Source organism: Clostridium sp. SGI.024 (genome assembly GCF_050315195.1).
In the GTDB taxonomy this organism is placed as follows: Bacteria; Bacillota; Clostridia; order Clostridiales; family Clostridiaceae; genus Clostridium.
In genome coordinates, this window is the sequence record NZ_JBNPON010000020.1 from 1 (window position 1) to 11611 (window position 11611).

General features: G+C 26.2%; 8 protein-coding genes. All 8 read right to left on the reverse strand.

Annotated elements, in window-relative coordinates; translation table 11 throughout:
- Window positions 1–40: 40 nt before the first annotated feature.
- Window positions 41–586 (reverse strand): hypothetical protein, encoded by a 546-nt coding sequence (locus ACQRD5_RS07670; RefSeq protein ID WP_291627746.1) that lies wholly within the window; start codon window positions 584–586, stop codon window positions 41–43.
- A 77-nt stretch (window positions 587–663) separates the two neighbouring features.
- Window positions 664–3918: a sensor histidine kinase gene (locus ACQRD5_RS07675; RefSeq protein WP_291627748.1), complete on the reverse strand. Its 3255-nt coding sequence runs from the start codon at window positions 3916–3918 to the stop codon at window positions 664–666.
- A 219-nt stretch (window positions 3919–4137) separates the two neighbouring features.
- Window positions 4138–6042, reverse strand: a complete 1905-nt coding sequence (locus ACQRD5_RS07680) for an FAD-dependent oxidoreductase (RefSeq protein ID WP_291627750.1) — start codon at window positions 6040–6042, stop codon at window positions 4138–4140.
- Between the two features lie 82 nt (window positions 6043–6124).
- Window positions 6125–6937 carry a MerR family transcriptional regulator gene (locus tag ACQRD5_RS07685; RefSeq protein WP_291627752.1) on the reverse strand — a complete coding sequence of 271 codons (813 nt, stop codon included), beginning with the start codon at window positions 6935–6937 and terminating at the stop codon, window positions 6125–6127.
- Between the two features lie 165 nt (window positions 6938–7102).
- Entirely contained in the window at window positions 7103–7873 is a 771-nt protein-coding gene (locus ACQRD5_RS07690) for a CsxC family protein (RefSeq protein ID WP_291627754.1), read from the reverse strand.
- A gap of 186 nt (window positions 7874–8059) precedes the next feature.
- Window positions 8060–8851: a CsxC family protein gene (locus tag ACQRD5_RS07695; protein WP_427746665.1), complete on the reverse strand. Its 792-nt coding sequence runs from the start codon at window positions 8849–8851 to the stop codon at window positions 8060–8062.
- Window positions 8852–9102: 251 nt separating this feature from the next.
- Window positions 9103–10245 carry a toxic anion resistance protein gene (locus ACQRD5_RS07700; RefSeq protein WP_291627769.1) on the reverse strand — a complete coding sequence of 381 codons (1143 nt, stop codon included), beginning with the start codon at window positions 10243–10245 and terminating at the stop codon, window positions 9103–9105.
- A 27-nt stretch (window positions 10246–10272) separates the two neighbouring features.
- Complete coding sequence (locus ACQRD5_RS07705; RefSeq protein ID WP_320900966.1) at window positions 10273–11430, reverse strand: 5-bromo-4-chloroindolyl phosphate hydrolysis family protein; 1158 nt, start codon at window positions 11428–11430, stop codon at window positions 10273–10275.
- Window positions 11431–11611 lie beyond the last annotated feature (181 nt).

The following is an 11611-nucleotide window of genomic DNA, read 5'->3' on the forward strand; positions in this document are numbered from 1 at the left end:
GAGGCTATTTAACAATAGCCTCCTTATTTTAATTTTCTTCTTAACAACTTAAATATCTGAACTCTATACTAGTTAAAAGTAGTGCACCAGCATAATCATTATTAGATGCTATACGAGCAACACTTAAAAGTGCAAAATCTTCTGCTCTAACAGCATCATTTAATTCAAACTCTATTACATAGTGATTATATTGAAAGTTTCCTGGTGAGTTTTCAATTGGAATATTTCTTTTATTAATAGTTCTTAGGTTAGCTATATTTACAACACCATTTGCTCTAGCAAATAATGATGAAAGCCTAATGGCAAACCTATTTCCCATTGGTGTATTTGAATTATCAGTTAATAAATGAACAAACACCTTAGTTCTTCTTGAGCTATTAGCAGCGTCTTTAGGAACATTAAAAGTAAGTGTATACTCTTCTGTATCTCCTTGAGGAAGAAGCCATCCCATTATCCTAAGAGCAGAATTAGCACTTCCAAGTGGCACTGTATCTGGTTCAGTCTCTTCAGCATCATTCATTGATCCACCATTGAATACTAATGATTTATATTCTAACTCATCTTCAAAGCAACAATCATTATACATATTAAATCATCTCCATATAAATTTCATCTTTCACTAATACATTATATGACAGACTAATAATTATGTTACTAAATGTTCTATTCTATTATATCAGGAAGTCCAACAGTAAATTTGCTACCCTTATTAGGTTCGCTTTCAAGCCTAACATATCCATTATGAAGTTCTACAATATATTTAACAAGAGTTAGCCCAATACCACTACTACTTGCCTTTTTACTGCCTGTTCCTTCAACTTGTGAAAATCTTTTAAATATAAATTCTTGATCTTCTTTTGATATTCCTATACCATTATCTTCTACAGTAATTTCAATATAATTATTAACTTCTTTAATAAAAACTATAATTTCTCCACCTTCTGGAGTAAATTTTACTGCATTGGCTAATAAATTAATAACAACTCTCTCTATTTCAGTACTATCAAAAGAAATAATTTTTTCTTCTATATAAGGATCAATTATAAGAGATATCCCTTTTTCTTCTATAAACTTCTTCATATTAAGTGCAGCTTCTTCTACTACATAAACTATATCATTATTTTCTTTATTTATTATATAATGGCCTGTCTCTATTTTTGAGGTATCTATAATATCATTTATTATTTTTAATAAGTTACCACAATTTCTATTTATAATATCCATATATTCATAAGCTTTTTCATAAGTCATAGTTTTATTATTCATCAAAGAACTTATTAATTGAACTGTTGCTGAAATAACGTTTATTGGTGTTCTTAGTTCATGAGATAAATTCACAAAAAAATTATTTTTAAATTTTTCTTTATCTATTATTTCTTTGCTTAGTCTTTTATTTTCTTCCAATTGATTATTAATTTTCTTTGTCTTTTGATCTACTAGTCTTTGTAATATCTTAACATAATTAAAAAAGTAAACAATTATTGCCGTAAGTAATATTATATATGTTAAATAAGCTAAAGGTGTTTTCCAGATAGGATTTTTAACTCTTATATTTATCCTTGTCTCTTTTGTTAAATCACCATCGGGATACCTTGCTCTTAACTTTAATATATATTTTCCTGGTTCTAATGATTTAAATGATAAACTACTTTTTGAATCTATATATATCCAATTTGAGTCAATACCCTCAAGAATATATTCATAACTTATATTATTTAACTCTTCGTAGTCTGGTAAAAAATAATCAATAGATAAGTCTTTATCATTATATTCTAAAACTAATTCCTCTCCATCATAAAGAACTTTATTTTGTCCAATAAAAATATCTCCAATTACAACTTCATTTTTATTTTTATTAAAGGTAACTATCTCATTAGGATAAAAAAATGTTACTCCATTTGTACTTCCAAATATCATAACCCCATTTTCAAGCTTCACACTTGAATTTAAATTAAACTGATATCCATATAATCCATCTGCTTTTTTGAAATTTGCAATTTTTTCCCCTTGAATATCAAACTTATTTAATCCTTTATTTGTACTTATCCAAAGGTTGTTACTATTATCAACTAAAATTGAATTAATAAAGTTATTACTTAATCCATGAACTGTAGTATAAACAGTAACCTTTTCTGTACTTAAATCAAATTTACTAAGGCCTACATTAGTTCCTATCCACAGATTTCCTAAGTCATCAAATGTCATACAATTTATATAGTTATCAATAAAAAAATTATTATTAAAAGAATCCTGTGTATATTGTTCTATAACACCATTTTCCTTATGATACTTTACTAATCCTGTGTTTACTCCACCTAACCAAATAATATTTTCGTCTTTATAATCTGGTAATATATATTTTATACCACCTGGTTTTATATTAAATTTAATTAAATCTTCATCATAATATGTTGTTTCTCCAGTATTAAAATTATAAGAATAAAAATTTGATGTTGATGCAAGCCAAATATTTTCTTCATCACTATATAAATAATTTATTTCTGAAGAATAACCATCTTCAATAAAATGATGGTCATATGTATAATCTTCTCTATCAATTGATATTATTCCCTTATTAGTTATAACTATAATCCACTTCTCATTTAACTTATATAGATTTTTAATATGTTGATTCTTTATATTTATTCCATTGTCATTATCATATATTATATATAGCAAATTACTTGTTTTTTTATCATATATATATATTCCATCATATTTTGTAGCTATCCATAAATAACTATCATCTTTTAAAATAGATACAATATTTTTGTTATTTAAATATATTTGTTCTTCTACAGAATTAAATTGATTATTCTTATTTAATATATTTATTCCTTTATCTGTTCCAATCCATATAGTCCCATTAAAATCCTCATAAAAACATGTTACAACATTACTGCTAAGAGAATTTTTAAATTTTTCATCCTTTTTTATTATATTAAGCTCAGTTTGTCCTTGATAATATTTTAATATACCCTCACTACTAGATATCCATAAATTTTTTTCACTATCTAGCAGAATAAAATTATTATTATAAAATTCGTGATCCTTTTTATTCTCATAGCTTTCTACTATTTTTTTTTCTTTAATATCATATTTTTTTATTCCATTATTATCAACCATCCATACATATACATTATCTAAATTTCTTAAATCATAAACGATAATTCCTTCCTTGGTTGATATCCATATATTCCCAGACTCATCTATCTCTAAATAATATATATATAACTTATCATTATCTATTTCTATTTGCCTATATACTATTTTAAAATCTTTATCTAAAACATTTATTCCATCTTTTGTTCCAACCCATAATTCACCATTCTTTCCTTCCTTTATACAAGTTATAGAGGAATTAGTTAATGAATTCATATCATTTTTATTACCATAAAAAGCTTCAATTTCTTGAGTTTCAATATCAATTTTTATTAATCCATTTTCAGTACCAACCCACATAATATTTTCATTATAACTACTTTTTAGTAATGAGGTGATTTTTAAATACCCTAAATTATAATTATCATTAGGAATATCCTTCATTCTTATAACATTATCTGTATCTCTGATTAAAATATTTAATCCATGATCAGTTGCTATCCATATATTACCACGAGAATCTTCTTCTATATCATAAATATATGTAGAACTTAATGAGTTTTTATCTTCAAATTTACAATTATATATTTTAATTTTTTCACCATCATATCTATTAAGACCATCTTTTGTACCTACCCACATATAACCTTTACTATCTTGAAATATGGTTGTCACATACTCATTTGAAAGGCCTTCATCAATAGATATCTTTACAAAATCTTCTTTTTTTACTATATCTGCACACACTTTTGTAGGAATTACAGTATTTATTAAAATACTTATTAATAATGTAAATATTAATAGTTTGTACCTCATATATTTCTACCTCACATTTAATATTATTTATCTTTTACATATGAATTTATATGCTAATAAATTAATAATCACTTTTAACATCTACATTATTTTACCACAAAATAAACCAAATTTATACAAAATAATACAAAAATATATTTTTTTTAAAAGAAAAAGATATATTAGTATGCAAAAACTATACTAATATATCTTCTAAATATAATAAATTTAAATAACTTATTATTTATTATTTTCCTTTATATACTTATACATATTTCTTCCTGCTAAAGTTCCTGATCCTAGTGAAAGACCAAAAGCTGAACCTTCATTATCATAATATGGTGCAGTAAACAAACTTCCAGCATCTACACCAGCAACATATAGACCTTTAATTGGTTCATTATTCTTATCTAATGCTCTTAATGAATCATCAACCTTAACTCCACCAATTGTACACCATGCACTTGGTTCATATTCAAATACATAATATGGTCCATTGTTAATTGGTGTTAAGAATGTTGGATCTTTTAAGAATTCGCTGTCATATTTTGCTTCACAATACTTATTATATTGTTCTACTGTTGAAACTAAATTATCAAGACCAAACTTTTCAGCTAATTCTTCAATTGTATCAGCTTTATAAGCCCAACCTTGGTCAATTGCTTCTTGTAATTGAGCTTTTGCTTCTGTTAATACCTTAACATGTGATTTTGATGTTGGTGCTTCATCAGATAAGTTTCTTACACCTGCAACCCAATTTTCAGGACTACCTAAAGTCTTGAATATACCTTGTTCACAAACTGAATTATAATATGCTTCATCCATTACAGCATAGTATTTTCCATATCTTAATGTAGCTTCTGCACCACTTAATGGTTCTGAAGCCATTATTTCTTCATTAAAGAATCTATTTCCTTCTGAATTAACAAGTAATCCTCCATAAATACCAAATCTTAAATTTTGATTTGAATTTACAGACCAAGTTCCTGCCTTTGAATTTGAAGCTGAAAACTCATTTGCAACTATACCCCAGTTTTTATCTTCTACTCCACCTGCTGCTAATGTCATGTTAATTCCATCACCAGTTGATAATGTGTTTCCAAGTGGGTTTATTGTAATATTACCAAATTTATTTTCAATTATTTCTTGGCCACCTAAGTATCCTCCAGTAGCTAATAATACTGCATCTGCATTTATTGTAACTTTTGTTCCATCTGCTTTTGTAGCCTTAATTCCTACTGCATTTCCATCTTTATCTAAAATAACTTCTTCTCCAGTAGTTTCTAACATTATAGTTCCACCATTAGCAGTTATTTTATCTGCTAAGAAGCCCATTCTGTCTAGGCCTTTTTCTTTTATTCCATGTCTTGCTCTAAATCCTACTCCATAAGCATCTTGTCTTAAGTATACACTTAAACCTAAATCTGCTAACATATCTATTGTTTCACCTGTAACTTCTAAAGTCTTACGAAGTAAAGCATCATTAATTGTACTATTACCAAATTCAGACATATGTTCAAATAATTCTTCCGTTGTAAGGTCCTCTCCTTCTTCTTTTTGAACCTTAGTTCCAGTAGCTATAGGACCACCTGCATTAGCTCCATTACTAACAGCAAGGCTTACCCCTTTCTCTATTACCATTACCTTAGCACCTAAGCCTGATGCACTAATTGCAGCTGTTAAACCTGCAGCACCACCACCAACTATAACTATATCTGTATCATAAGTTTCTTCCTTTTTAGAAGCTGTATCTTGTTTTTTATTATTCTTTAATGCTTCTACATCTCCATTAGCTTGTTTTACGCAATCTTCAACTGCAGAAACAATTGCATTAGTAGTTAAACTTGCACCTGATGTAGCATCTACATCTAATGTTTGTTCATCAACAATTGACTTTATAGTACGTTCAATAGCTTCATTTGAAATACCTTCTGTTTCATTACTTTCTAAAACTTCAACAGAGACTATTGAGTTTTCATCAAATATTGTTTTTATTTTCACATTACCATTTTTACCAGTACTTACTGCTGTGTATTCTCCAGGTGTAAAAGAAACCTTCTTCTTTCCTCCATCACATGATACTAATCCTAATATCATAACCATTGATAAAATAGCAGCTAGTAATTTTTTCATGCTTTTTTTCATTAAGTGTTCCCCCTAATTTGTCAAATTAATATCAATCCAAATCAGAGTATAAAGGTTGCACTAAGTGCAATGTCAATACTTTTTATTCTATTGGTATATATATAATAAATCCTTTGCTTCCATCTTCATATTTAAGTTTTACTCCATTAAAATAAATATCTCCCACAACTGTCATATTATTTTTTTCAATATATTTTAAAGCATCTTCTATAAATTCAATAAATTTATCATTTTTATTATGATTATTTGAATAGTAAACTAAGCATTTCCCCATTTTTAATACTTCTCCTTGATTACTTAAATCAATCCCCTTTTCTATTGCCACATCTAAATCCATAGATATTCCATAATCTTTTTGAATCATATCTCTATCATAAATATACGCATTTTTTATGCGACTACAATATTCTGAAATTGGTAGCATATCTACAAATTTTGAAAAAGTATCATACTCTGAAATAGTAAAATCTAGGCCTTTAGAGGCAGGTATAAACACCTTATCTTTAATATATTTAATTTCGTAATTATTTCCTCCTGATTTTACAATTTCTAAATTTTTTCTAGTATTATTTATACCTTCTAATTGCTCATTTAATTTTTTTATTTCTATTTCTATTTGATTTTTTCTTTCATTAAGCTTTTCTATAACTGAATCTACATCACTTTTTTCAATTAGTTCTAGAGAATCCTCTACACTAATACCTAAGGACCTAAAATGCTTAAATCTATTCAATACAAATGCATCAAAATGTGTAAAGCTTCTATAATTATTTGATTCTTTTTTTGGTTTCAATAATTCAATTCTTTCAAAATATCTAAGAGAACTATAGGGCAAGCCTACCATAGCACTAAATTCTTTTACTGAATATTTCCTAATATTTGACTCTTCTTTCATACTTTAGATAGCTCCTATTTTAATAAATATTTTTTAACAATTTATAAATTACCATATCTAAATTAAATATGTAAATAATTATAGTACAGTTCTAAAAGAATATTTTAAAAGCAGACCTAAAGCTCCTTTTATTAAGGCATAGGTCTGCTTTTATTATTTAATAATTTATAATGCTGTTATTCTTAATTGTTGTTTTTGCAATATCCTTATAGTTAAATTTAATACTACTTTCTCTGTAACTTTAGTAAATATTTGTTCAGTTTGTGCTGTACAATTTAAAGTTTCATTTATGTTAATATCAATTTCAATAATATCTGCTTTTACTAATTCAGCAAAAGGTTTTTCATTAAATATCTCTGTAAAAACAGAGCACTTCTCACAAAGACTATTTCCTATTACAGGATCTGTACATTCATCACACTCTTTCACTTTCTCTTTAAAAAATTCAATTTCACATGGAATTGAATTTCCAATAAAAATAGGTTCTCTAATAAAATTAATTCTTGTAGTAAAGTTAAATGGTACCTCAACTGTACAGTATCTTATATAGCCGCAATTATTTTCAGTACCATCTGATCTATAAGTTTTAGTTGCATATTCAATATTCTTTTTAATAAATCCTTCTACAAACAATATTGCATTTTCTCCACATTTATCCTCAGAAAATGGAATAATACGAGATTGAGATAAAAACACATTTTTTCTAATTCTCTTAATTTCTGATACTTCTCTATCTAATGTTATAGTTGCTTCAACAGGAATTGTAACATTTACTTCTGCAAGTACTACTGGCAACTTAACAACTACAGGCCCACATTTAATAGTATCATATGTTACAGCTGTTTGATTAGTTAATAACTGAACCTCTGAAGTAACTTTTGAAGAAGAAGTAGGCATATTCTTACAATCATTCACAATTATTTTATCGTCATTCATTATAAGGTTTCCTCCATTTTTATATAATTATAATCAATAAATCCATTACTGTATCTTATACAAATATTCCCTTTTTAGTACATCAACAACTAAAATATTAATCTTATATATTAAAAAATCCTCGATAAAACTTGTATAAAGTATTATCGAGGATATAATAATTTGATATTCTTTTTTAATTAATTCTTAGCACTCTAATTGTAATCCACCTAGTGCTGTAACATTTACTTGTTGTTTTTGTAGTACTTTTAATGTTAAATTAACTACAACTTTTTCTGTAAGTTCAGTGAAGAATTGTTCTATAGGAGCATTACAGTTTGAATATGGTCTTGTGTGAATATCAACTTCAGCAATTTCTGCTCTTACTAATTCTGTAAAAGGTTTTTCATTAAAGATTTCTATATTGAAAAAGCTTTGATCACAAACATTACGTCCAATTATTGGATCTGCGCAACTATCGCATCCTTTACGTTTATCTGTAAAGAATTGTAACTCACTTGGTCCAAAGTTTGGAGTGAAAATTGGTTGTCTAATAAAAGTAATTCTAGTTGAAAAACTAAAAGGTACTTCTACTGTACAATGTCTTATATATCCACATAAATTTGGAGTATTAGGTGTACTACAAGTTTTTGTAGCATACTCAATATTTTTTCTAATAAATCCTTCTATAAATAATATTCCAGTACCAAATTCACTATCTTGAGAAAATGGAATAATACGAGATTGAGTTAAAAATACATTTTTTCTTATTCTCTTAACTTCTATAACTTCCTTATCTAATTTTATAGCAGCTTCAACAGGAATTGTAACATTTACTTCTGCTAATACTACTGGAAGCTTAACAACTACAGGACCTGGTGCAATAACATCAGGTGTTACAGGAATTTGCTCAGTTAAAGTTTGATTTTTGCTTGTAACAGTTGCACAGCTATTTGTTCCACATAAATTATCTTTTGTACTTGTATTGTTATAATTCATAATAACATTTCCTCCATTTTATCTAATAAAGAACAATTAATTAAACCTTATATTACATAATATAAAAAATATGAATTTTTGTGCATGAATTAATAATTTTTTTCTAAAGTAATTAGCTTCCATAAAGAAATTTTTTACTCATAGATATAAGTTATAAGAGTTTGTGAATTAAAATGTTATTTTCTAAATACAAAAAACTCCTTCTATGATAAACAGTTGAATATCATAAAGGAGTAAATTTTATAACTATACTAATTCTTAAAATCTAAAAGTTTATTTTTTAATTGGTCTTCTATACTTCTTAATTCAACTTCAGCTTCTTTACGTTTTTGACGACCTTCTGTTTGTATGCGAAGTATTTCATCAAGAGTTGAAATTAATGATTCATTAGTTACCTTTAGTGTTTCTATATCAACAATTCCTCTTTCTGATTCTTTAGCAGTTTCTATAGTTGAAGTTTTTAATATTTCAGCATTTTTACGTAAAAGTTCATTTGTCATATTAGTTACTTCATTTTGAACCTTTGCTGCATTAGAAGAATGTGCAACACCTAAGGCTAAAACTATTTGACTTTTCCAAAGAGGAATAGTATTAACAATTGTTGATTGTATTTTTTCAGACATTAAAGAATCATTATTTTGAATTAAACGAATTTGAGGAGCCATTTGAAGAGAAATCATTTTCGTTAACTCTAAATCATGAATCTTCTTTTCAAATCTATTACAAAGAGCAAGGAAATCATTTACCTCTTGAGCATCTTGAGGAAGTCCACTTCTTTTCGCTTTTTCTTGTAATATAGGAAGCTCCTCTTTTTCTAATTTTTGAAGCTTCTTTTTCCCTGCTAAAATATACATAGAAAGCTCTTTAAAATAAGCTTTATTTATTTCGTACATCTTATCTAGCATTGCAATATCCTTTAAAAGCTGTATTTGATGCTTCTCAAGGTTATTACACATCTTATTAATATTATCTTCTACCTTATCATACTTTATCTTCATTTCAGAAATCTTATTTTTACCTTTTTTAAAAAATCCTAAGATACCTTTTTTATCTTCTGTATCTTCAAAATTCTTTAATTCCTGAACCACGCTAGAAAGCATATCTCCAATTTCACCCAAATCCTTAGTTCTTACATTATTTAAAGCAGTTTCTGAGAAATCTGAAATTTTCTTTTGAGCTCCTACTCCATATTGTAAAATAGAATTTGAATTTTTAATTTCTATCTTATCTACAAATTGATCTACCATTCTTTTTTCTTCTTCAGTTAAATTAATTTCATCAATTATTTCTTCGTTTTTCTCTTCTTTAACTTCTACCTTAACAACCTCTTCTTCAATTGGTTCAAAAACTAATTCAGGTTTTAAATCAATATTCTCTTTAAATTCATCACTCATTATTACTGCCTCCCTTTTACTTTAAGCTTATTTTTTAAAATCTTCTTCTGTTAATCCCTCTTGATGAAATAAAGTTTTTAAAACAGATATATCTGTTGAAATATCTAAAACAATATCTTCATATAAATCATCTAATAAATTCTCAAAAGCATTATTTATAATATCAATACTTTTTTCAATTTCAATTTTTGCATTCTTTATATTATCACCTTGAACTGTTTGTTTAGTTAATTCCTTATATGAATTAATAAGCTTTAAAGTAATCGGAAGATAATGATTTATAAATTTATTAACTTCTTGTAATTTTTTAGGATTCTTTTCAACATAATCAACTATTTGACTTGAAATTCCTTGTAGTTTATCAAGCTTAATAGCTATTTCTTCTTTATATAAATCATTTCTTACAACTTTTATTTGCTCAATATACTTTCTACCCATTTCAAGTATAGAATTTAACTCTTCTTGTTCTTCATTTATATCTTGATTAATATTTTCTTTTTTCTCTAATTCAGCTTTAGCCATTTGTTGTTTTTTTAGATTTAGATAATCATTATAAACATCATCATTTAACATAAAATAATTATTTTCATCGTCTATATGTCCTTCTATGAACATACCTAATTTAATCATTTTATTAAGGTCCTTAATTACAAAGTCTTCTTTTTCTTTAGAAAATCTAGCTAAGTCTTTAATTAAGCAATAACAATTATCATCAATGAATCTAACATACTTCTTAAAGCGTCTAACTCTTTTTCTTAAATTTATTCCTCTATATAATAGAACTAAACTTACTCCCAAAAGCAAAACCATAGTTACAAAAGCTACTAAAGTATCTGCAACCATTTTAGTAAAAAATGCCATAAATATTATAAATAGTAAGGTAAAGAATCCAAAAAATGTAGTACCTAATACTCCAAATATCATATAAACAATTCCTGATACAGTTCCTGCTGGTCTTTTATCAATATAAGTTGATATATTATTTTTAGCTTTCTTATTTATGGTACTGTAATTATTTTCCATTTTCGTATTAAATTCATTTAGTTTTGATTTAAATTCATTTATTGTATCTTCAGCTTTATAGCTAATATCTCTTTTTAAATTTACAAAATCTATAGCATTAAATGCATTTTTTACTGTAGACATAATTTGATCTTCTAAATCAGAGAAATCTTTTCTATCCATTATATTTCCTCCAGATAATTTTAATTTAGATATGTAACCACTCTATATTTATTATAATACTTCAAATTTATTATATCTTATTATTAAATCAATTACAATTTATAGAAACTATGCAAAGCTTTTTTTCTTAATTAATAATAATAAAGATATATTAATACTACTTGTACTAATATATCTTTAT

Excerpts from the sequence above, each read along its gene's own strand:
- ACQRD5_RS07670 (WP_291627746.1), bottom strand. The coding sequence starts at position 586 with ATGTATAATGATTGTTGCTTTGAAGATGAGTTAGAATATAAATCATTA.
- ACQRD5_RS07675 (WP_291627748.1), bottom strand. The coding sequence starts at position 3,918 with ATGAGGTACAAACTATTAATATTTACATTATTAATAAGTATTTTAATA.
- ACQRD5_RS07680 (WP_291627750.1), bottom strand. The coding sequence starts at position 6,042 with ATGAAAAAAAGCATGAAAAAATTACTAGCTGCTATTTTATCAATGGTT.
- ACQRD5_RS07685 (WP_291627752.1), bottom strand. The coding sequence starts at position 6,937 with ATGAAAGAAGAGTCAAATATTAGGAAATATTCAGTAAAAGAATTTAGT.
- ACQRD5_RS07690 (WP_291627754.1), bottom strand. The coding sequence starts at position 7,873 with ATGAATGACGATAAAATAATTGTGAATGATTGTAAGAATATGCCTACT.
- ACQRD5_RS07695 (WP_427746665.1), bottom strand. The coding sequence starts at position 8,851 with ATGAATTATAACAATACAAGTACAAAAGATAATTTATGTGGAACAAAT.
- ACQRD5_RS07700 (WP_291627769.1), bottom strand. The coding sequence starts at position 10,245 with ATGAGTGATGAATTTAAAGAGAATATTGATTTAAAACCTGAATTAGTT.
- ACQRD5_RS07705 (WP_320900966.1), bottom strand. The coding sequence starts at position 11,430 with ATGGATAGAAAAGATTTCTCTGATTTAGAAGATCAAATTATGTCTACA.